The organism is Deinococcus betulae, from assembly GCF_020166395.1.
In the GTDB taxonomy this organism is placed as follows: domain Bacteria; phylum Deinococcota; class Deinococci; order Deinococcales; family Deinococcaceae; genus Deinococcus; species Deinococcus betulae.
On the sequence record NZ_JAIQXU010000002.1, the window covers coordinates 92,503 to 114,899 of the forward strand.

The following is a 22,397-nucleotide window of genomic DNA, read 5'->3' on the forward strand; positions in this document are numbered from 1 at the left end:
ATGTGTGGGATTCTCGGCACCATTGCTGACTGTGACGTTCTGCCCTCGCCGCTGGACCTGCGCCCACTGCAGCACCGGGGCCCCGACGCCCAGCACAGCCGCGCGCTGGGCACCGCCGTGCTGGGGCACACCCGCCTGAGCATCATTGACCTGTCCAGCGGCGCCCAGCCCATGAGCGACGTGCAGGGGCTAAGCACCATCGTCTTTAACGGCGAAATCTATAACTACGGGACCCTGCGCCGTGAACTGGAGGGGGCAGGCCACCACTTTGCCACCCAGTCCGACACCGAGGTTATTTTGGCCGCCTACCTCGAATGGGGCGTGCCCGGCTTTGCCCGGTTGCGGGGCATGTACGCCTTCGCGCTGTATGACCACCGGCGCCGCTGCACGGTCCTGGCACGCGACCCGTTTGGCATCAAGCCCCTGTTCTGGACCCAGACGGCCCGGCACCTGCATTTTGCGTCGGAGGTCGGGGCGCTGCTGTCGCTGGCAGGCCTGGACCCCGAACTGGACCTGACCTCGGTCCTCGAAACGCTGGCCCACCGCTATGCGTTTGGCACCCACACCCTGTATCAGGGAGTGCAGCGGCTGGAGCCCGGCACCGCCCTGCTGGTGGATGACCGGCTGGATATGGTCCGTCAGGTGCGCTTTGTCAGCCTCAGTGAGGAAATCGAGCGCTGCCGCCAGAGCACCGGCGCCGTCACGCCCGACGAGGTTGAGGCGCGGGTGGCCGACAGCGTGGCGCACCACACTATTGCCGACGTGCCGCTGGGCTGCTTTCTGAGTGGCGGCCTGGATTCCAGTGTCGTGGCCCAGCGCCTGTCGGTGGACTGCGCCGGGCCGCTGCGGGCCTATTCGGTGGGCTTCCGGGGCGCCCAGAGCGAGGTCAGCGAGCTGCCCCACGCCCGCGCCGTCGCGGCGGCAATTGGCGCCGAGCTGCACGAGGTCGAGGTGGGACCGGCCGATTTTGCCGACCTGGCGCCTGTCCTGTCCGGCAGCCGCAACGGCCCTTTTGCCGACCCGGCCGACGTGGCCATGCTCAAACTGTCGCTGGCCGCCGCCAATGATGTCCGGGTGGTACTGTCCGGTGAGGGGGGCGACGAAGCTTTTGCCGGCTACCCAAAATACGCCGCAGACCGCTACGCCGGGCTGCTGGGGCCCGCCATGAAACTGGCCCGCACACCCCTGGGCCGGCGCGGCCGCCTGGGCATCGCCGCCGACGCCTTGGCCGAGTCGCGGCGCGCCGTGCGGTGGATGCGTTGGTTTGAAAACGACGCCGCGCCGCCCGGCCTGGTATCGGCCCTGCTGGCCGGCGGCGCGCAGCCCGGCCGGGCCCTGACGTGGGTGGAAGACCGCCTGGCCGGTTACCCTTCCGGCTGGAGCGACCTCCAGCGCATGCAGGTGCTGGACCTGGACGCCTGGCTGCCCAACAACCTGCTGCACCGGGGCGACTACACGACCATGCAGGCGTCCATTGAGCAGCGGGTGCCCATGCTGGACCTTGCGCTGACCCCGTGGGCGGTGGCGCTGCCGGACAGCCAGAAACTCAGTGGCCTGCGCGGCAAGATGCCGGTGCGCCGCGCCTTTGCCCGCCGTCTGCCCCGGCAGGTGCTGGAACGGCCCAAGAGCGGGTTTCGGCTGCCGCTGGGCGAGTGGCTGCGGGGCGACCCCGGCCTGCGGGCCATGACCCACGACCACCTGCTCGCGCCGGGCGCCCGGCTGCGCCAGTGGCTGGGCGCGGCGGACCTTGAACAGCTTCTCTCACCCCAGGCGCTGGCGACCACCGGCGGCGCCAAGCTGGCCTGGACGGCCCTGTGCCTGGAACTGTGGCTGGGCGCGGCGCGGCCACAGCTGGTGCCCGCATGACCCAGGACCTCTGGCCCAAAGGCGCCGCGCCCCTTGCCCGTCAGCGCCGGGCAGGCACCCGGATGGGCGCGCCCCAGACCCTCTGGATTGCCACGGCGGCGCGCGGCGGCATCCACGGCTACACCCAGGCGCTGGAAGCCACCTCTCTGTTTGCCGACTGGCACATCCGCCGCCTCGTCACCCATGACGACGGGTCGGCGACCCGGCGCCTGGCGCTGTTTGCTCGCGGCGCCGGCGCCCTGGTCTGGCGCTGCCTGACCGCCAGGCCCGCCCTGATTCACCTGCACTCGGCGGCGTATGGCAGCTTTGTGCGCAAGGCCCTGCTGCTGTGGGCGGCGCGCGGGCTGTTCCGGGTGCCAGCGGTGCTGCACCTGCATGCGGGCGAGTTCGAGGATTTTTACAGCCGCTGCCCGCCGCTGGCCCGCGCCCTGGTGCGCGCCACGCTGCGCCGGGCTGACCGGGTGGTGACCCTCTCGCCGGCCCTGGGGGCCGCCGTTACTCGGGTGGCCCCGGGGGCCCGGGTCATGGTCGCGGCCAATGGGGTCGCTCTGGCGCCGCAGCCGCGCGTGCTGGCCCAGCATGCTGCTCCCCAGGTGCTGTTTGTGGGGGTGCTGATAGAGCGCAAAGACCCGGTGGGGCTGCTGCGCGCCTGGGCCCGCTGCCAGCGTCCACCCGGCGCGCGGCTGACCTTTGTGGGGGACGGTCCCCTGCGGCCCGAACTGGACAGGCTGGTGAACGAACTGGACCTGGGGGACAGCGTGGCCTTCCGAGGCTGGCTGGACCCGGCTGGGGTCGCGGCCGCACTGGACGCTGCCGACATCCTGGCGCTGCCCTCGCACTTTGAAGGCCAGCCGCTGGCGCTGCTTGAAGGCATGGCGCGCGGCCTCGCGCTGCTGTCTACCAGGGTGGGCGGCATTCCCGACCTGATTGAAGACGGGGTCAGCGGCCGGCTGGTGCCTCCGGGCGACCCGGACGCCCTGTGCAGCGCTCTGAACGACCTGCTGAACCAGCCAGAGGTCCGCCAGCAGTACGGCGCAGCGGCGTACGCCCGCGCCCGGCAGACCTTTGACATTCAGCGCACCTGGCACAGCCTCGACACGCTGTACCGGACCCTGACCCGCACGGCACCTCGGGGGGCCCATGACTGACGCGGCAGTCGGAGGAAGCGCCCAGCACGGGGCCAGCCCCGCCGGCCGGCGGGTGCTGATCATCGTGGAAAATCTGCCGGTGCCTGTGGACCGCCGGGTCTGGATGGAAGCGACCACGCTGCGGGCGGCAGGCTATGAAGTCTCGGTGATCTGCCCTATGGGGCGCGGCCAGGACCTGCCCTTTGAACTGCTGGAGGGGGTAGCCATCTACCGGCATCCCCTGCCGCCCGAGGGAGAGGGCAGCCTGACCTTCGTGCGCGAATATCTGGCGGCGCTGTGGCATGAAACCCGGCTGGCCTGGCGGATTCGGCGTGAACGCGGCTTTGACGTGATTCATATCTGCAACCCGCCGGACCTGCTATTTCTGGTGGCCGCACCCTTTAAAGCGCTGTTCGGGACACCACTGATTTTCGACCACCACGACGCGACCCTGGAAATGTACGAGGCCAAGTTTGGCCGGCGCGGCGCCGTGTACCAGGTGCTCAAACTCGCTGAGCGCCTGACCTACGCCCTGGCGGACGTGGTGATTGCCACCAACGAATCTCTGCGCGGCTTCGCCCTGACCCGTGGGCGCAAAGCCCCGGCGGACGTATTCGTGGTGCGCAGCGGGCCCCGCCTGAAGCGGTTTGCGCCGCAGTCAGGCGGCGAGCACTTCCGGGCGGGCTTTGCCAATGTGGTGGGTTACGTGGGGGTGCTGGGCTCTCAGGACGGGCTGGACATCCTGCTGCGGGTGGCCCAGCGGGTGGTGGCCCAGGGCCGCACCGATGTCCGGTTCATGATTATTGGCGGCGGGCCTTCCCTGGAGCCTCTGAAGCAGCTGTGTACCCGCATGAAGCTGGACCCCTACGTGGAATTTACCGGCATGCTGACCGACCAGACCGAACTGATTCAGCGCCTCAGCGCCTGCGACGTATGTGTGGCGCCTGACCCCCAGACGGCCTACAGCGACGTGTGCACCATGAACAAGGTGCTGGAATACATGGCCCTGGGCAAAGCGACCGTGCAGTTTGACCTCACCGAAGGCCGGCAGTCGGCCGGCGACGCCGCTGTCTACGCGCGGCCCAACGACGAGGAGGAGTTGACCCGCCAGCTGCTGGCCCTCCTGGCCGACCCAGCCCGCCGGGCCGAGATGGGCCGCATCGGCCAGGCCCGGATGCAGGACGCCCTGGCCTGGGACCACCAGGCCCCTAAGCTCCTGGAAGCCTACGCCCGCGCCCTGAGAACCGGCGCAGGCGCCACCGCTGCTCACCGGAACCCAGCATGAACGCCGCGCCGCTGGTGGGATTGGGGGCCAGCCTGCTGCTGGGCGCCGGCCTGGTGCAGCGGGCGGAGGCGCCGTCCGGTTCCCTGACCCCGCCGCTGGCGACGGACACCGCGCCGGCAGGTGTGCTGGCGCAAGCCGCGCCGCAGCGGCCCACCGTCAGCGTCACAGCTTTTGGCGCTCGGGGCGACGGCACCACCGATGACACCGCCGCCCTCAACCGGGCGGCCAGTCAGGCGGCGGGGCGCGACCTGGTGTTCCCGGCCGGGACATACCTGATCCGGGGCCCTGTGGTGTTTTCCGGCTTCAAGGACCAGACCGTGCGGGGCGCGCCGGGGGCCACCATCCGGGCGGCGCCGGACTACCAGCGCGGCAAGGTTGAGGGCATGCTGCATTTTGACCGGCCCGTGGGCGTCACGGTGCGCGACCTCAAGGTCGTGGGTCAGCGTGTGCCGGGCGCCAACCCGTACGCCACCGTGATTGACGGCATCCGGGTGGCGCAAGGCCGCAACATCACCCTGACCGGCCTGCATATTCTGGACGCTCCCACCAACGGGATCGGGGTCGAGGACACCGACACGGTGACCCTGCGCGGCAACGTGCTGGAGCGGGCGGGCGGCGCAGGCGGCTGGTCGCACCGCACCGTGCATCAGCGCTGGCTGAACAACACCGTGATCGGGCTGGGCGACCCGGCCGGCAAGGCTCTGGCGGGCCTGGGGTTTTTCGCCACCATCGGCGACGATTTTCTGGCCGAGGGCAATGTCCTGAACAACATCTCGAACACGGCCACCAAAACGGAAGGCGTTCATCACGTGGTTTACCGCAACAACACGGTGGACGTGTTTGGCAAAGACGGCATCAAGGTTATGCCCTACACCGGCGCCACGGCCACCGTAGAGGGGGCGGTTATTGAAAACAACACCGTGCGGGCCCGGCGCAGCTGGGCGCCCGACGGCTCGGCCTACATCCTGATGCACTCGGTCAACGGCGGCCAGATTCGGGGCAACCGCATTGAAGGCACTGGCGGTCAGCCAGAGGTGTATTCGGAAGACGCCATCAAGGTCAACACCTGGGGCAATGGTCCCCCATCCCGCAACATCCTGATTGAGGGCAATCAGGTCCGGGACACCCGGCGCGGCATCCGCATTGAAGCCGATAACGTCGTGCTGCGCGGCAACACCGTCACTGGCCGGCTGCCCTGGGCCCGCAGCGCGGTCATCGTGGGCAGCAACGGCGTCTCTATCGCCGACAACCTCTTTGACGGCCCAGCGGTGGGCGTGCTGATTGACCGGGGATTTGGCCGCACCCGGATTGAGAACAACCGCTTTGATCACGTCGAAACGGCCGTGTACGCCGACAACGGCAACCCGGCCGTCACCGTCAGCCGCAATACCTTTGGAGCGGCGGTGCAGAAGGCGGTGGCGGGCGCCGTAGGCCGCGACTGCAACTTCTACAACAGCCCCGAGTGCCGCACCCCTTGAGAAGCGGAGGATAGGGCCAGAGGCGAAAGGCCTCGTCCCAGAGGGGTAATGCGGTGCAGGGGTGGGAGACAGGGGCCTCTAATTTATAGAGGCCCTTGTTCATCCACAGCGCCTTGCTGCGCTGCTGCCAGGGTCTGTAGGCTAAGTGTAAGTATCTGAAGAAAGTGCATCCAGAAAGCCGCTTTCAGGGCAGCGCGATGATGCCCTGGAGATACTCTGTGGTGACTGAGGGCGTCATGGGTCGTCTTCTTAGACTCCTGCCCCGCTAGGCACCCTTGGCATACAGGCCTAGAGCCATTTACACCGGGGGGGCTCTGGCTTCCGCCGTCAAGGCCGTCCCCAAGGAGATTGGAAGGTGTTGGCGCAACACCCGCCGATAATCAATCCGGCTGCTGGCTGAGACGCAGTTCAAGGCCCGGCAGCCCGAGCCGCAGATACCGCAGCAGGGTGGCCAGAAAGAGAATGCTTCCCGCCATTTCCAGGGCTTCCTCGGCGGTGATCAGCACCTCCATGATGAAGGTGTGCCCGCCCATCAGGGTATGCACGTACCCTTCGGCCAGTTCCAGGCCCAGGGCGCCGCTGATGTACAAAGCGCCGCTCAGCAGCATGCCCCTGCGCACCGCCTGGGGCAGATGACGCAGGAACCGCGCGCAGGCGACCATAACCGCCAGGGCCAGCAGACCGTAAGGCACCACCCAGGCGTAGTACAGCACGCCTTCCACCTTGACTAGCCGGTGTACCGGTTCAATCAGCAGCTCATGTAGACTGACTCCCTCATCAATTCCCAGAAAGACGAACAGCAGGGCCAGGCCCGTCCAGACCCGGCGGTAGGCGTCGTGGGTGGCCGCCTTGGCCAGGGCAATGATACCCAGCACCGCCGCCACCAGCAGCAGGAGCAGCGTCGAGAACAGAGAGGCGAGGTTGGTTTCGCCATTCAGGTAGGTCAGCGACACGATCAGGTCGCGCGCAAAATAATCGGGCAAGTAGGTCACGCTGTAGATGCCCCAGAACCCGAGGCCAACCAGCACCGCCGCCGTCAGCGAGAGCACGCGAATCAGGGCAGGGCCACGCAGGCGCAGAACCACACGTGAATTGGTGATGGGCACATGTGGCGCCGGCTGAGCAGAGAAGCCAGAGGTCACAGTCACGTCTTTCATGGATCTCCCTCTGGGCCGGTAATCAGGCTCTGGCCTGGGTCTGCTTCACTGCGGTTTTAGTTAGGAGGGACCGCAGACTCTTCAAAGCCCCTGTAAGAGAAAACGCCTTTTCCTCTCCCGCTCTCAGAGGGACGGCGCGGCAGACACCGGGGCAAACAGCGCGTCCTGTTCAGCCCGCAGGCGCCCGGCGAGCTGGTCAGGAGGCAGCACCACGTCGTCGTAGGTGAGTACATGGTCCTGGGGCAGGTCCCGCCGCAGTCGGGCGCCAGCCGCCAGGCCCATTGGCAATAGGCGCTGCGCGGCCGTCACGTCCGCGTTCTCGCACTGGCCATAGGTCATGTAGCCGCCCAGGCCGTCAATGGTTTCGCCGGCTTTCAGGGCGCGCTTGGCGGTCGTGACCACGTCCACGACGGGCCCGCCCAGTGCCTGCAAGACCGCGTCCCCGAACAGCACCACACGCGCCGCCGACAGCGGCACCTCGAAATGGCACAGGTGGTAGGGCGTGTAAAAGCTGTACAGCGGTCCCTCACCCAGCTTGTAGAGGTTGAGGTAGTGGCGCTGTCTGGGGTCGTCGTGGGCCGCGTATACAAAGACCCCTGGACCGGGCCGCGCGCCCACCACGTAATCCACGACCCCGCCGCAGGCCCGCAGCTCGTCCACGTCGTACAGGGCCTTGAGGTCATCCACGTGACCCGGAAAATCCAGGCCCCGCATACCGCGCTGCGAGACGCGCAGCCCCGTGCCGTTGGCCACAATCGCCTGCTCAAAGGAAATCTTGGTGCCATCGGCAAAGCTCGTGACCATGTAGGGATTCTGGCCCCAGCGCTCGGCAAAGGCCTGCTGGGTGGTCGGGGTCCGGTAGGGGTCTTGCAGGCCCTTGATGTTGCCGCACAGCAGCGGCGTGAGACCCAGGCTGCGCACGAAGCGGTAGAGATTCATCTGCACGCCCGGCTGATCGCCGTCGGCCGCCGTAAAAATCACGCCCGCGCGCTCGGCCATCACTTTCAGCAGCGGCCCCACAGTCGCGTCCAGTTCCGCGTTCATGGTGACCATGTGCTTGTGGTGTGCAATGGCCTCGACGGTGACCTGAGCACCAAATTCCACGTCGCCGGTCACGTCAATCAGGCAGTCAATGCCTTCCGCACGGCACAGCAGCCGGGCGTCCTCGGTCACCACTGGGCGCCCGGCGCGAATGGCGTCTTCCAGGGCCGCCTGCCCCGTGACCTCCCGGACCTCCTCCACACCGGCCTCGGCGTAGGCCCGCCGGGCACCGGCCAGCGTGCGGTTAGAAATCGCCACCAGCCGCATCCCCGGCACCGAATTGACAATCTGGTTGGCGACCCCGCGCCCCATAAACCCGGCCCCAATCATGCCCACCCGGACGGGCGTGCCGGCGGCCTCGCGCGCCTGCAACGCGCGGTCCACCAGAATCACGAGAGCACCGCCTCAGCGGCCAGCAGCGGCCACGCGGCGTCTTTCGCAGAGATGGCCGTGACCGCCAGCGGCCAGGCGATACCCAGCCGGGGGTCGTCGTAGCGCAGGCCCTGTTCGGCGCCCGGCGTATAGAACTCACCCACCTGATAGGTCACTTCTGCGCCGTCGGTCAGCGCCTGATACCCGTGGGCAAACAGTTCCGGGACGTACAGGGCGCGGCGGTTGTGTTCACTCAGTTCCACGGCAATGTGGTGCAGATAGGTGGGCGAGTCGGGACGGAGATCCACGATCACGTCCAGCACCGCCCCGCGCGTGCAGCGCACCAGTTTGGTCTCGGCCACAGGCGCCTGCTGATAGTGCAGGCCGCGCAGGGTGCCGGCGAGGTGGTTGACGCTCAGGTTGCACTGGGCGACCTCCACCTTCAGGCTGTGCGCCGCAAATTCATGTTGACAGAACGTGCGGGCAAAGAGGCCGCGCTCATCCTCGCGCACCTCAATGTCCACGGTGAAGGCGCCCGGCAGACGCGTCTCGGTGAACTTCATGGTCCCTGCTCCACAAGGGCCTGAACAGAAACGGGCACCGGAACAGGCGCCGGAGGCTCGGCGGGGCTAAAGGGCTCGGTCCAGAAGAAATCCTGGTCAATCTGCCCCGTGGACAGCAGGTATTCCAGCTGCTTCAGCCGGGTGTAGCCACGGGATTCAAATTCGGCCCTGGTCAGGTCAATGCGGGCAAAGAGGGCGGCCAGCTGCGCCGCGCCGCGCTCGGCATTCCACTGACAGGAAAAGCCCGGCAGCTGCCGGCTGATTTTCTCGAATGACACCCGGTAACTGCGGTTGTCTCCGCCGCTGTCGCCAAAGCTCAGGTCACAGCCTGGAAAAGCGCTGGCCACAATCTGCGCGATGTCGCGGACCCGGTAATTCTGGGCCGTGTCGCCCACGTTAAAGACCTCGTTGTGCACCGCCTCCAGAGGGGCCTGAAGGGCACAGACGATGGCGCGGGCAATATCGTTGGCGTGCACCAGGGGCCGCCAGGGGGTACCGTCGGAGGTCATGCGGATTTCACGGCTGGTCCACGCCAGACCGGCGAGGTTGTTCAGCACGATGTCAAAGCGCATCCGGGGCGAGGCGCCAAACGCGGTGGCGTTGCGCAGGTAGGTGGGCGAAAAGCGGTCGTCAGCCAGTTCGCGCAGGTCGCGTTCGACCAGCACCTTGCAGTTGGCATACGCCGTCTGCGGATTGACGGCCGAGCGTTCGGTCACGTCGTCGCCCGTGGCCACCCCATACACGCTGCACGAGGACATGTAGACAAAGCGCCGCACCCCGGCCGCTTTGGCCAGGCGCGCCAGCCGCAAAGAGCCCACATGGTTGATGTCGTAGGTGATGTGGGGCAGCAGCTGTCCCAGCGGGTCGTTGGACAGTTCGGCCATGTGGACCACGGCGTCCACGCCCTCAAAGTCCTGCGGGGTGACCTGCCGAATGTCCTTAAACTGCGTGGGCGCCGTCTGGTCCACCCCGTGGTACAGCCAGCCGCTGCGGTAATACCCAGTGTCCACGGCTGTCACGTCCATGCCGGCGCGCATGACGGCGGGCGCCACGATGGCGCCGAGATACCCTTCTGTGCCCGTAATCAGAACCTTCATGCGGGGACTCCTTGGCGGGTCAGCGAGAAGCTGCGGCGGTGGGCGACCCCAGGCACCCGCGCCGCGATGGCCCGGCCGATTTCCAGACTCGATGTGGCGGCCGGCGAAGGGGCGTTACACACATGCAGGGCATTGGGGCCGTCAATCAGCAGAAAGTCGTCCACGAGCTTGCCGTCCGGCGCCAGGGCCTGGGCCCGGATTCCCGCCGCACACGGCACGATGTCGGCGGCCGTCACATCGGGAATCAGCCGCTGGAGGCTACGGACAAAGGTGGCTTTGGACCATGACCGCAGCATTTCCTTGGCGCCCTCGCGCAGATGCTTGCGGGCCAGCGCCCGGAAACCAGGATTGGCCAGCACCTCCCGCAAGTCCTGCAAGTTGAGGTCGAGCTTGCGGTAACCTTCGCGCCCAAACGCCAGCACGGCGTTAGGCCCGGCATGCACAGAGCCGTCAATCATGCGGGTAAAATGCACCCCCAGGAAAGGGAAGTCCGGGTTGGGAACCGGGTAGATCAGGCCGCGCACCAACGAGCGGCGTTCTGGCCGCAGTTCGTAGTATTCGCCCCGGAACGGCACGATGCTGCTGCGTGGGTCGGTCCCGGCCAGCCGCGCCACCCGGTCGCTATGCAGACCCGCACAGTTGACGAGCACGCGCGCCGCGAAGTCGCCCGCCGACGTACCGATGTCGTAGCCATCGGCCGAGGCCGTGAGGCGCTCGACCTTCACGCCAAAGCGCACCTCGGCGCCGCTGTCCCGGAGCAGGTCCACCAGCGCCGCACTGACTTGCCGGTAGCTGACGATGCCGGTGGACGGTACGCGAATGCCCTTCAGGGCCTGAACGTGCGGCTCATAGGCCCTGACCTCTTCGGCACTGAGCAGCTGCACTTTCAGCCCATTGTCCAGGCCACGCTGGTACAGCCGCTCCAGCTGCGGCAGCTCCTCGGGCGCGGTGGCCACGATGACCTTGCCGCACTGCTCGTAGGCAATCCCCTGCTCCTCGCAGAACGCGGTCATGGACTGCACACCAGCCGCGCACATCTGCGCTTTGAGGCTGCCCGGCGTGTAATAGATGCCGGAATGAATGACCCCTGAGTTACGGCCTGTCTGGTGCTGCGCGGGCCCGTCTTCCTTTTCCAGCAGTACGATGCTGGCCCCAGGGTGCTGCCTGCCCAGCGCGCGGGCGGTCGCCAGGCCCACGATGCCGCCGCCCACCACTGCATAGTCGTAGCGCACGCGGCTACCAGACCTTCCAGGGTGCCTGCTGCCCCCGCCACATTTCTTCCAGCACATGTTTGTCGCGCAGGGTATCCATCGGCTGCCAGAACCCCCCGTGCCGGTAGGCCCCCAGCTGACCGTCGCGCGCCAGGTGCCGCAGCGGCTCGGCTTCCCAGGTCGTGTCGTCGCCCTCGATGTAATCCAGCACCCCTGGTTCCAGCACAAAAAAGCCGCCGTTAATCCAGGCACCGTCGCCTGTGGGTTTTTCCTGAAAGCTGCGGACGGTAAAGCCTTCTTCCATCGCCACGGCCCCAAAGCGGCCAGGGGGCTGCACCACCGTCATGGTGGCCAGGCGCTGGTGGCGCCGGTGAAACTCAATGGTCGAGGCGATGTCCACGTTGCCCACACCGTCGCCGTAGGTCAGGCAAAAGGTGTCGTCTTCCAGGTAAGGCCGGGCGCGCTTGAGGCGCCCACCAGTCATGGTCTCTTCGCCGGTATCGACCAAGGTCACGCGCCACGGTTCGGCGTGTGCGTGGTGAATGTGCGGCGTATTCGTGCGCATATCGAACGTCACGTCGGACATGTGCAGGAAGTAGTTGGCGAAATACTCCTTGATCATGTACTGTTTGTAGCCGCATAACACCACGAAATCGGTGATGCCATGAGAGGCATAGATTTTCATGATGTGCCACAGAATGGGCCGGCCACCCACCTCGATCATGGGTTTGGGCCGGACGGTGCTCTCTTCACTAATGCGAGTACCTAAGCCTCCAGCAAATACCACTGCTTTCATGGGAGCACCTCTCTTGGGATGTGCGGGCCGTCCACGGTCTCTATGGCCCTGGCGACTTGTCCTATAGCACCCGCTTTGCCAGACGCTCAGTTCTGTGTGAGCCGCATTTGAGTCCTATAAGATTGAAGCCAATGTAAACGTCTCCCCTGGAAACAAATAGACGGCACAAGCCAAAAAGGGCTGATCAACAGTCGTCCAGATTGAGCGGCTGTGCTGAGTAGCTGTTGTGCACAGTCGCACGAAATAAGCTCTGCAATTTTACTTACAGCCACTCTTCTTGCCTGTCAAAGTGCCAGGTAACCGGCAAAAAGCCTCAATACTGAGTGATTTTATTGGCCGAAAGAGAGAAGGCCACTTGTATAGAGCGACATAATGTCTCAGTTCAGAGAAGAAAATACGGGCTTTTCGATGTCTGGCTTACTCTGCTTTAGTCTTTTTTCTCATGTACGGGGGCGCTGTAGGGCGCATAAAGTGTTATGGATTCTTCCGGCCCTGAGAGTGAAGTGAGTCGCCTGGAAGCTCTGCACCGCTATCAGATTCTGGACACGCCGCCCGAGGCCGAGTTTGACCACATCACCCGCTTTGCCCAGCTCTTTCTAAACGTGCCTGTAGTCTTCATCAATCTGGTGGACCTGAACCGCATCTGGGCCAAATCCACGCAGGGCACGCCGGTTCAGGAACTTGACCGTGCCCACACCTGCTGCTCTCAGGCCGTGACGAGCAGTGAGGTCTATACCGTGGCCGACCTGGAAGGCCACCCGGACCTCAAGCAGGAAGGCCTGATGAGGCACGGCAAAGTGCGGTCCTATGCGGGCGCCCCACTCATTACGCGCGATGGCCACCGGATTGGGGCGCTGGCTGTGTACGACACCAGGCAGCGCGTCTTCACGGCGGCCGAACAGCAGTTCCTCAGGGAACTGGCCGCCATCGTGATCGACTCTCTGGAGCTGCGCCTGATGGTCCGGCGGTGGCAGGCGGCCCAGCACCGCAGCGCCTACCTGGCTCACCACGACCCCCTAACGGGCCTGCCCAATCGCCTGCGGCTGCTGGACCGCGCCCAGCTGGCCTTTCATCAGTCGCAGCGGTCCGGCGACTCGGTAGGCTTCATGATTCTTGATCTGGACGGCTTCAAGACCGTCAACGATTCGCTGGGCCACAGCGTCGGCGATGAGCTGCTCAAGGAGGCGGGGCGGCGGCTGTGCGCCTGTATCCGCCGTGACGACACGGTGGCCCGGTTTGGGGGCGACGAATTTGTGATTCTTCTGCCCAAGCTGGCCGAACCCTTTGACGCGGCGGGCGTGGCCCAGAAGCTCCTGAGCTGCCTCAAACAGCCGTTTCAGATTGGCGAACGGACCATTGAGCTGTCGGCCAGTGTGGGCATTGCCATCTACCCGGCCAACAGTCTCAATCCAGAGGAGCAGGACCCGGAACTTCAGGCCAGTGACCTCCTGCAGGCCGCCGACACCGCCATGTACGCCGCCAAAGCGGCTGGCAAGGCGCAGTACCAGTTTTACAGCCGGGCCATGACCCTCGGGGCGCAGCGCCGACTTGACCTGCGCGCCCGATTAACCCAGGCCATCCGGGACGGCCAGCTGACGCTGCACTATCAGCCGCAGGTGGACCTCCAGAGTGGACGGGTGGTGGGGCTTGAAGCCCTGGCCCGCTGGCCCCAGGCAGACGGCAGCTGGATTTCCCCTCTGGAATTCGTGCCTATTGCCGAAGAGAGCCATCTGATTCATGAACTGGGCACCTGGGTGCTGCGCACGGCCTGCGAACAGCTGGTGCAGTGGGAGCAGCTGGGGCTGGCCTCATGGGACCTGACGGTGAATATCTCGGTCAAACAGTGGCAGGACCCGAACTTCCTGACGCATGTGCAGCGGATTCTCCGTGAAACAGGCTTTTCGCCAGGCCGCCTGGTGCTGGATGTCAACGAGTCCATCATGCTGGCGTCGCCGCAGGACGCGCTGGTGCTGTCTCAGGCGTTGTCGGCCCTGGGGATTCGGGTCGCCCTGGACGACTTTGGCACCGGGTATTCCAGCCTGAGCCAGATGCAGGACCTCTGTATTCAGCAGCTCAAACTGGACCGCTCCTTTGTGCGGCGCCTGGGTGAAACGGCGAGGTCACAGGCTGTGGGCGAGGCCATCGTCACGCTGGGGCAGCGGCTGGGCATCACGGTGGTGGGCGAAGGCATTGAAACCATCAAGCAGCGCGAGCAGCTGACCCAGCTGGCGTGCCCACTGGGCCAGGGCTACATTTTTGGCCATCCCGTCCCACCGAACGTTTTTTTGCTGAAATACGCCAATTGAGGACAACCAGAATGATCCTGGGTGGGAAACACCGCGATGCTCTTGAGGCGGTGAAGAGGCTCAACCCAGAGATCAACGGCTGGGCAGCACGGCAAGTTCTGGCTTCCCTAGTGTTCAGGGGTATTACCCAGCTCGATGTCTACCTGAGCTTCTCCAAGACGACCTGGTCCCATCAGCGTAGAGGAGAAGCTTGCAGTCGCCTGTTGATTGAGGCAGCCGCACCAGCAGCAACCGCAGCCTGCATTAAAGTCAGCGAGGAATCTGCAACAGCACCAAACTCTCAGCAGTTTTCCATCTTCGTGATGGCGGCAAAGTGCCACCTCTCCCTCGAAACCCACTATCAGTGGCCAGAACTGTGTGCTGAAGCGAAGCGGCATAGGCGCCTGCCCCAGCTCCACTCGGTCAAGAGCCACTGACAATGCTGGTGGCTGCCTTCAAGCGTCTTCTGTTCTGGTCAACAAAAATGACAGCAGGCCGTCTGAACTTCAGGCGGCCTGCCCGGTATGGTAACTGGCTTCTACTTCATTTGCGCTCTGGCTTTACCGACCACCGCGCCGTTTGGGGCGTTGAGGGCCGACGCGGCCTGCGCCCGTGCCGGGCGTGCTGTCCTGTGAGCGGGACGTGGAAGCGCGGCCACCACTGGCCTGCTGAGGCCGGGCCGACCCCGACCTGGAGGCATGAGGGGTGGCCTGACCCGCACTGCCTCTGGGCTGCCCCTGTCCCGCCGAACTGCTCTGACGGCTGCCCTGGGGCGCGCCGCGGCCAGCAGATGCGCCCCCTTGACCCCGGCCCTGGCCCCGTTTTTCCTGAATGGCCTTGTCAATCCGCCCTTCGTCGGGAGTCAGCGGGGGATGGAGGGCGTCAGGCAGACGGCGGCGAATGCTCTGCCATAGGGCGCGTTGCTCGGGGATCAGCAGCACGAGGTTGGTCCCGGACCGTCCCGCGCGCGCCGTGCGGCCAGAGCGGTGAACGTGGTCTTCAGCAGTGGCGGCAATATCCAGGTGAATCACCAGACGCACCTCAGGCAGGTCGATGCCGCGGCCAGCGATATCGGTGGCCACCAGCACGCGCGACTCGCCTTCGCGCAGCTGGGTCATGGTGCGCTCGCGCTTCTTCTGATCCATGTTGCCTTCCAGCGGACTGACGAGTTCGCCGTCCAGCAAGGCGCTCAGGCGCTCGGCACGGCGCTTGACCAGAAACTTGGTGCGGCAGAAGACCACCACGCAGCCGCCCGGCTCGCGCAGCGCCTCCTGAATCTGGCCGGCGGCCAGGGGCAGCAAGTCAGTGGCCTCGGTGTTGACCAGCACGTGCGTCGCGCCGGTGGCGCCGCCCAGCACGTCCTGCTGCGGGGCCGCCGTTTCGCCGGCCGGAGCAATGTCAATGCGCGCGGGCCGGGTCATGAACCGCTCGGCCACTGCGCGAATCTCGGCCGGGAAGGTGGCCGAGGCCATCGCCAGCTGCAAGTCGCCCTGGCTTTGGCGCTGCGCCGCGCCCAGAATATCCCCCACGTCCCGCAGGAACCCCAGGGACAGCAGTTCGTCGGCCTCGTCCAGCACCACATACTTCAGGCCAGCCAGGCTCAGCTCGCCGCGCGTAATCAGGTCTTTCAGGCGGCCTGGCGTCCCGGCAATCAGGCCCTTACCGCTGGCTTCACGGCGCGTCTGGGTGGGGGTGATACCGCCGGTAATTCGGCCAGCCGTCATGCCCAGTTCGCGGGCCACATCCCGGATTTGCACCGCCAGTTCGCGGGTGGGCGTGACCACCAGCACCTCGGGGCGCAGGCCACGGGTTTCTTTCAGGCCCCACCCCCGGGCCGCCGCCGGAATCAGAAAGGCCAGTGTCTTGCCGCTGCCGGTGCGCGCCGTGGTAATCACGTCGCGGCCTTCCAGCAGCGCTGGAATGGCCTGCGCCTGCACGGGCGTGGGGGTGCGGTCACCCAGCAGCGTGCGCCAGTCGCGTGAGAGGGGCGTCTTGGGGTCAGAAGAAGAGGCAACCGGCGAACGCCGGGGTTTATTTTGAGTCTGAGTCATGAACCGTCCTGGGCGCCTGGTCGTCTCCTTGCGGAGCATGACCGGGCCAGCAGAAGCGGCGCGGCCACAATCGGCGGCCCTCTATCATGCCACATCGGAGTGCCCTTGAACTGGCCCTTAAGGCAGCTTCTGTCCGCGCCGCGCGAACGGCGCCGGCCGGACATGACAAGGCGTCCCAAATCGGAGTCGCAAACAGAGTCCGGCTTAAGCCTGCGGATCGTACTCTCGCTCCGTCGTCTGCCGGAGCCAGCGTTCGGTCTGCGCCGCAGACGCCGGCCGTGCGATCAGGAAGCCCTGAATCAGGTCACAGCCTGCCTGTTTCAGCACCTCTAGCTGCTCCTGTGTTTCCACACCTTCAGCCGTGACTTGCAGCCCCGATTCACGGGCGTAAGTCACGAAAGAGCGGATGAGGGGCAGGGTTGAACGTCGCCGGTCCTGACTGGGAATCAGCGCGGCCACCAGGGAACGGTCAATTTTTAGGATGCCCACAGGCAGCTCGAACAGTCGCACGATGCTGGAATAGCCCGTGCCGAAGTCATCCACCGCCAACTGCAACCCCGCCGCCATCAGGGCCGCATAATCCCCCAGGCTCTCGGTGTCCAGCGTGGCTGTTTCCGTGACTTCAAGTTCAAGGGCGCTGGCCGGTAAGTGATGGGCCGCCAGCGCCTGAACAACCGAACTGGCAAAGTCAGTCTGCGTAAACTGCCGCGACGAAACGTTGATGCTGACGCGCAGTTCAGGCCAGAAGCGGCGCCAGACACTGAGCTGCCGGCAGGCTTCCTGAAGCACCCAGGCCCCCAGGGAAAAGATAAGGTCATTTTCCTCGGCCAGCGGAATGAACTGGTCGGGGGGCAGCAGCCCCATCGCAGGATGATTCCAGCGGATCAGGGCCTCAACCGCCACAGGCTGCTGCGCCCCGCTGGTCACGACCGGCTGGTAATACAGCTCCAGTTCGCCGTTGGGCAGGGCTTGGCGCAGGTCCTGTTCCAGATTCAGGCGCCGAATGGCCGCTTCGCTCAGGGCAGACTGAAAGCGCTGAACATTGCCCCGCTCTTTCTTGGCCAGGTACATCGCCAGGTCGGCGTTTTTCTGCAAGGTGGTGACATCTGTGCCGTCCTGTGGGGCCAGCGCCAGGCCGATAGAGGCGGTGAGAATCAACTGCCGCCCGGCGAGATACAGCGGCAGGCTAAGGGTGTCGAGGATGCGGGTCGCCACCAGTTCGGCTTCGTCGTAGGTGTGCAGTGACAGCAGAACGGTAAATTCGTCGCCCCCCTGCCGCGCCACCAGATCCTCTTCCCGAATGCAGCTCACCAGCCGCTGCGCCACCTGTACCAGCAGGGCGTCGCCCACCGGATGGCCCAGCGTGTCATTCACCTGCTTGAAGTGGTCCAGATCTATAAACAGCACACCCACAGGCTTTTGACTGCTCAGGGCGTCATGCAGCGCCGCTTCAAAGGCTGTGCGGTTGAGAAGCCCGGTTAGCGGGTCGTGCTGCGCCTGGTACGCCAGCCGGGCCTGCGCCTGCTGAAGCGCGGCGTTGGCCTGTGCCAATTCATCGGCGCGCAGCTGTTCCTGGGTAGCCTGGTATTCGAAGCGCTCGACTTTCAGCTGTGCGCTCAGCACCTGCGTTTTGTGACGCTGAATATCGGCATTCAGCTCGCCAACCTCCTGTTCGTACTCGCGGGCGTAGCCCAGAGCCGCTTCAAAAGCCCCCTGGGCTTCCAGCACCTTAGACAGCTCACTGAGCGCCGCGACCCGCCGCTTTTTCAGAGCCTGTGCCGCCTCCAGTGCCTGACGCACACTGTGTTCCGCTTCGGGCAACTGACCGAGCCGCATCAGAATCTGCCCGCGCGTGGTCAGGGCCTCAGACAGATTCTCCCGTTCCCCCAGTTCCTCCGACAGCCCAATGCTGTCCTGGGCGTAGGACAGCGCGGCGTCAAGGTCTCCCAACTGAAAGCAGTTGGCCGCCATATTGGTCAGGATCAGGCACTCGTGATGGCGGAACCCAGCCTGCCGAGCCTGCGCCAACGACGTGTGGTTCAGCGCCAGCGCTTCTTCAAAGCGGCCAAGATCATGGTAATCAATGGCCATATTGATAGAAATTACCGAGACCAACGCCGGCACCTGTGCGCGGCTGGCCAGCAGCAAAGCCTCCGAATGGTATTTGAGAGCCTGATCGTGTTCTCTCAGGTCCATGTAGAGGTTGCCGATGTTGTTGAGGCTGCGCGCCTGGCCAACACTGTCTTCTGACATCTGAACTATTTGCAGCGCCCGGAAGTGGTACTCGGCGGCCTGACCGTAGTGGCCCATCCGGGCGTGGGTAACGGCCAGCCCATTCAGACTGCGCGCGGCGAGTGCAGGCAGATGCAGCCGGGTGGCCTGGTCAATGCTGTCTTCAAACGTCGTGATGGCCTGCCTAAATTCCCCACGCAGCATCCAGGCATAGCCCATCAGCATCTGCGCGCGGGCGGCCCCTGCTGGATAGGGCGCCAACTGCGCGCGGCGTGACGCTTCAAGGGCCTGTGCCATCGCCTGCTCAATAGACGAAGACAGCGCGTTTTCCGCTTCGTTATTCAGGGCGTCCACTTGATCCTGAAGGGCCGGTAGATTGTCGTAAGAGTCGCCAAGCATAGGGATATTGGGTTCACCAGAACGTTTAATGTCGAAGAGACGGAGACCAAGAATAGGCCCGAGCCTCTGACAGAGTTCTCTCAAAACAGAATGATGAGATGTGCTTCGACGGTCAGCAAGGCTTGGCAACCGCCTCTGGTGAGGGCTGGATGCCAGATAAGCCCTACCTACTTCTAAAGGGTTGGGCGCGCTACTCATACCCTGCCACATCACTCCAGTTGACAGCTTGTGGTGAGTGATTGTACACTCACTCTATGCCTCAGATATCTTCCCTCTCCACCGCTGAGGCCCGGCGTGAAGTTGTCATTCAGAGTGCCATCACCGTCTTTGCGCGTTCGGGATACCTGGGCACCCCCGTCAGTGCCGTCGCCCAGGACGCCAAGATTTCTACCGCCTACGTTTTCAAACTCTTTCCCCGAAAAGAAGACGTGTTCGTCGCCGCCCTCTCCCGCTGTTTCCAGCTGATTCAAGACGCCCTCGACCACGGCGCTCAGGGGGCGACCGCACAAACACCCGACGCCATTCTGGACGCGATGGGCCAAGCCTATGCCCACCTGATTACGGACCGTTCGCTCCTGATGCTGCAGGTTCATGCCCAGTCCGCAGCGGGCGTCCCTGAGATTGCCGCGGCGCTCCGTGCGGGCCTGGAACAGATTGTCCGCTTTGTGCAGACCCGTTCTGGGGCCTCGGGCGAGGCCGTGCAGCGGTTCATGGCTTACGGCCAGCTTTGCCATCTCATCGTGGTGGCTGAACTTGATGGAAACGCCGCGCCGTGGGCCCAGCTCCTGACCAAAGGCATTCGACATTTCTAGGGAAAGGCTTTTTTTAGCTCTTCTGGTGAGTGACCAATCACTTATAAACAAAGGAGGTTTGTATGTTTCAAGTTCAGGCGACCGATGTGATCTTGCCCGGTTTAGTGGCCCCTTCTGGCTTTCAACTGCACCAGCGCCCTGTGACTCGGCCAGGGACTGGGCAGGCGCTGGTGCACGTGGAAGCCAGTGGCATTTCCTTTGCCGAACAGCAGATGCGGCGGGGCCGCTACCCTGGGCAGCCCAAATTTCCTTTCGTGCCTGGCTATGACCTAGTCGGAACGGTGCTTGAGGTCGGGCCCGCCGTTGACCCGGCGTTGGTCGGCCTGCGGGTGGCCGCCGCAACCAAAACCGGCGGCTGGACCACGCACGCCCTGGTCACGGCGGCGGACCTGGTGCCTGTGCCCGCCACTGTTGATGCTGTGGACGCCGAAACTGTCATTGTTAACGGCCTGACCGCCTGGCAAATGCTGCACCGGAGCGCCCGCGTCCAGGCGGGCCAAACGATTCTGGTGCACGGTGCGAACGGCGGGGTGGGCAGCATTCTGGTGCAGCTTGCCCGCCACGCTGGCCTCCGGGTTATTGGCACGGCGTCGCCCCGGCATCACGGCGCGCTCCGCGAGCTGGGTGTCGAACCGCTGGACTATCAGGCCGCAGACCTGGCCGCGCAGGTGCGCGTGCTGGCGCCCGGTGGAGTGGACGCGGCCTTTGATCATCTGGGCCTGGCCAGCGCCCGCTGCTCCTTTAGCCTGCTGGCCAGAGGCGGCACGCTGGTCGCCTACGGGATGGCCGCCGAGGTGAACTCGGAGCGCTCAGTGCTGCAGCTGTTCATCAAGATGCTCGGCCAGATCGCTGCCTGGACGCTGCTGCCCAACGGTCGCCGCGCCACCTTCTATGACTTCTGGGGCGGCAAACAGCTTGCCCCAGCAACTTTCCGCGCCCACCAGCAAGCGGATTTGCGGCAGGTGCTGGCGCTGCTGGCTCAGGGCGTCCTCACCCCTCAGGTGGCCGCCCGCTTTCCCCTCAGTGCCATTGGGCAGGCCATGGAATTGGCCGAGTCCCGCACCGTCATGGGCAAAGTGGTGCTGACACCGTAACCGCCCCTGGACCCTCATCGGCCCACCGTTAACCCCTCATTCCCTTTCAAGGAGACTCCCTATGTTCACCCAACACGACGCGCCTACTTCCGCTGCCCCCGCACCAACCAGAGTCACCCTGCCTACAGCCACGGACCGGCCTGTTCCCCTGATCGTTCAGCAGTGGGCCGAAGCCTGGAATACCGCCGACGCCACAGGCCTGGCCGCCCTGATGACCGAGCAAGGGGTGTATCAGGACTTCGCCTTCCAGGCCAGAAACGTAGGCCGGGACGGGGTGGCGCACTGGCTCGACCTGACAGTCAAGAGTATCCCCGACACCCACGTCACGGTTCTCGACGCTTTTCAGGTAGGCGACCGCGCTGCGGCGCAGTGGATCTTCAGCGGCACCCCCACGGGCTTCGGTGACCTGGACGGTCGGTCGTTTTCCGTGCTGGCCACCTCTCTGTTTCACCTGCGAGATGGCAAGATTCAAGAGGTGACGGATATGTACAACCGGGCCGACCTCTTTCATCAACTTGGCCTGCCGTCCGATCACTGGGTGGCCCCTCAGCCTTGAATGAGCGGCCTCGCTGGAACAACTTACCACCACCATAAGCTCCAAGGAGAACGCAACATGCGCCCGACCCACCTGACCTTCTTCTCCTCGCTTCCATTCCCGACAGGACCGGCAGCATGACGCCTCTGAGTCCCAGAGAGCTGGCCCTGGCCCGAACAGCCTTGGGGCAGCAGCGCGCCGCGCACCACCTGCACGGGGACGCTGCGGCTCGGCAAGCCTTTGGCCTGGGCGCCTTTGAGGTCGGACACGCGGCGGCCCTCTACGCGCGCAACGCCCCATGGCTGGGGGCCAACACCATCGTAAATCTGGGGACACTGGAACCAGCGACACCTGAAGCGCTGGCGCAATTACTGAGCTTTTTTCGGGACGCCGCCCTGCCCTTCGTGGTGATCGTCACGCCCTTCGCCGAGCCGGCGGACCTGCCTGAGCAACTCCTGGGCGCTGGCCTGTCGCCTTGGTCTTCTCATTGGGTCCTGGCCCGTCCTCTGTCTGGGCCGGACATACCTTTGAGCCAGCCCGCTGTAGCTGTCCAGCCACTGACCGGTGAGCAGGGCGAGGCCGTTGGACGCCTGATGCTGGGCGACGGCGCGCCAGCCGAGGTGTTGGCGTTCATGAGCCGCCCTGCAGGGCCGCACAGCACGCGTTACGGCGTCTGGGCGGGCACTCAGCTGATTGCCACCGCCGAGCTGACAGTGGCGGGCCAGCTCGCCTACCTCTCCGGAGCGATCACGCACCCTGACCACCGCCAGCAGGGGCTACAGGCCGCCCTCTTGCAGCGCCGCCTGGCCGACGCGGCGGCCCTGGGCTGCACCGTCGCCACGACAGAAGTGGACCTCTCGAACGAAGCGAGTCTGCGAAATGTCGAGCGCGCAGGTTTTGTGCGGGTCTACCAGGAGCAGGAATTCTTCTGGCGCCCTCCAAGAAATGCACAAGAAGCAGAGACGACCAGTTAAACCGGCGGCTATAGGGCTAGAA

18 protein-coding genes are annotated in these 22,397 nt (G+C 65.1%); 10 read left to right on the forward strand and 8 right to left on the reverse strand.

Translation table 11 applies throughout. The annotated features are described in order from the left end of the window. Genes asnB through K7W42_RS02900 form a run of 4 tightly spaced genes read left to right on the forward strand, consistent with a single transcriptional unit; the run spans position 1 to position 5,756 of the window. Complete coding sequence (asnB, locus tag K7W42_RS02885) at positions 1–1,866, forward strand: asparagine synthase (glutamine-hydrolyzing) (RefSeq protein WP_224572083.1); 1,866 nt, start codon at positions 1–3, stop codon at positions 1,864–1,866. Beyond that, positions 1,863–3,014, forward strand: coding sequence for a glycosyltransferase family 4 protein (locus K7W42_RS02890; protein WP_224572084.1), 1,152 nt, complete (start codon positions 1,863–1,865; stop codon positions 3,012–3,014). The genes asnB and K7W42_RS02890 overlap by 4 nt, the downstream gene beginning before the upstream one ends. Then, a complete protein-coding gene (locus K7W42_RS02895; protein ID WP_224572086.1) occupies positions 3,007–4,278 on the forward strand; it encodes a glycosyltransferase family 4 protein in 1,272 nt (423 codons plus the stop codon). Before K7W42_RS02890 ends, K7W42_RS02895 begins: the two co-directional genes overlap by 8 nt. Then, on the forward strand, positions 4,275–5,756 hold the full coding sequence (locus tag K7W42_RS02900) for a right-handed parallel beta-helix repeat-containing protein (RefSeq protein ID WP_224572088.1): 1,482 nt from the start codon (positions 4,275–4,277) through the stop codon (positions 5,754–5,756). The genes K7W42_RS02895 and K7W42_RS02900 overlap by 4 nt, the downstream gene beginning before the upstream one ends. Before the next feature lie 380 nt (positions 5,757–6,136). On the opposite strand, the gene K7W42_RS02905 is transcribed toward K7W42_RS02900, so the two are convergent. From K7W42_RS02905 to rfbF, 6 genes are all read right to left on the reverse strand, one after another. Continuing rightward, positions 6,137–6,913, reverse strand: a complete 777-nt coding sequence (locus K7W42_RS02905; protein WP_224572090.1) for a DUF8692 domain-containing protein — start codon at positions 6,911–6,913, stop codon at positions 6,137–6,139. A gap of 123 nt (positions 6,914–7,036) precedes the next feature. Beyond that, positions 7,037–8,347, reverse strand: a complete 1,311-nt coding sequence (locus K7W42_RS02910) for an NAD(P)H-dependent oxidoreductase (RefSeq protein WP_224572093.1) — start codon at positions 8,345–8,347, stop codon at positions 7,037–7,039. Then, positions 8,344–8,889, reverse strand: a complete 546-nt coding sequence (rfbC, locus tag K7W42_RS02915) for a dTDP-4-dehydrorhamnose 3,5-epimerase (protein ID WP_224572096.1) — start codon at positions 8,887–8,889, stop codon at positions 8,344–8,346. Before rfbC ends, K7W42_RS02910 begins: the two co-directional genes overlap by 4 nt. After that, positions 8,886–9,986: an NAD-dependent epimerase/dehydratase family protein gene (locus K7W42_RS02920; protein WP_224572099.1), complete on the reverse strand. Its 1,101-nt coding sequence runs from the start codon at positions 9,984–9,986 to the stop codon at positions 8,886–8,888. Before K7W42_RS02920 ends, rfbC begins: the two co-directional genes overlap by 4 nt. Beyond that, positions 9,983–11,218 carry an L-2-hydroxyglutarate dehydrogenase gene (gene lhgD, locus K7W42_RS02925; protein ID WP_224572101.1) on the reverse strand — a complete coding sequence of 412 codons (1,236 nt, stop codon included), beginning with the start codon at positions 11,216–11,218 and terminating at the stop codon, positions 9,983–9,985. Before lhgD ends, K7W42_RS02920 begins: the two co-directional genes overlap by 4 nt. 4 nt (positions 11,219–11,222) lie before the next feature. Next, positions 11,223–11,993 carry a glucose-1-phosphate cytidylyltransferase gene (gene rfbF, locus K7W42_RS02930; protein WP_224572104.1) on the reverse strand — a complete coding sequence of 257 codons (771 nt, stop codon included), beginning with the start codon at positions 11,991–11,993 and terminating at the stop codon, positions 11,223–11,225. A 503-nt stretch (positions 11,994–12,496) separates the two neighbouring features. On the opposite strand from rfbF, the gene K7W42_RS02935 reads away from it, so the two are divergent. Both K7W42_RS02935 and K7W42_RS02940 read left to right on the forward strand, forming a co-directional pair. Next, a complete protein-coding gene (locus K7W42_RS02935) occupies positions 12,497–14,299 on the forward strand; it encodes a sensor domain-containing phosphodiesterase (RefSeq protein ID WP_224572106.1) in 1,803 nt (600 codons plus the stop codon). An 11-nt stretch (positions 14,300–14,310) separates the two neighbouring features. Further along, positions 14,311–14,715, forward strand: coding sequence for a hypothetical protein (locus tag K7W42_RS02940; protein WP_224572108.1), 405 nt, complete (start codon positions 14,311–14,313; stop codon positions 14,713–14,715). Between the two features lie 123 nt (positions 14,716–14,838). Here the strand turns inward: K7W42_RS02940 and K7W42_RS02945 are convergent, their stop codons facing one another. Together K7W42_RS02945 and K7W42_RS02950 are read right to left on the reverse strand one after the other, a co-directional pair. Further along, entirely contained in the window at positions 14,839–16,329 is a 1,491-nt protein-coding gene (locus tag K7W42_RS02945) for a DEAD/DEAH box helicase (RefSeq protein WP_224572110.1), read from the reverse strand. Between the two features lie 204 nt (positions 16,330–16,533). Further along, positions 16,534–18,960 carry an EAL domain-containing protein gene (locus K7W42_RS02950; protein ID WP_224572112.1) on the reverse strand — a complete coding sequence of 809 codons (2,427 nt, stop codon included), beginning with the start codon at positions 18,958–18,960 and terminating at the stop codon, positions 16,534–16,536. A gap of 254 nt (positions 18,961–19,214) precedes the next feature. On the opposite strand from K7W42_RS02950, the gene K7W42_RS02955 reads away from it, so the two are divergent. From K7W42_RS02955 to K7W42_RS02970, 4 genes are all read left to right on the forward strand, one after another. Beyond that, positions 19,215–19,772: a TetR/AcrR family transcriptional regulator gene (locus K7W42_RS02955; protein ID WP_224572114.1), complete on the forward strand. Its 558-nt coding sequence runs from the start codon at positions 19,215–19,217 to the stop codon at positions 19,770–19,772. Positions 19,773–19,834: 62 nt separating this feature from the next. Further along, positions 19,835–20,866: a medium chain dehydrogenase/reductase family protein gene (locus K7W42_RS02960; RefSeq protein ID WP_224572117.1), complete on the forward strand. Its 1,032-nt coding sequence runs from the start codon at positions 19,835–19,837 to the stop codon at positions 20,864–20,866. A 61-nt stretch (positions 20,867–20,927) separates the two neighbouring features. Beyond that, a complete protein-coding gene (locus K7W42_RS02965) occupies positions 20,928–21,422 on the forward strand; it encodes an ester cyclase (RefSeq protein WP_224572119.1) in 495 nt (164 codons plus the stop codon). Between the two features lie 116 nt (positions 21,423–21,538). Next, positions 21,539–22,375, forward strand: coding sequence for a GNAT family N-acetyltransferase (locus tag K7W42_RS02970; RefSeq protein WP_224572121.1), 837 nt, complete (start codon positions 21,539–21,541; stop codon positions 22,373–22,375). The last annotated feature ends 22 nt before the right edge of the window (positions 22,376–22,397 follow it).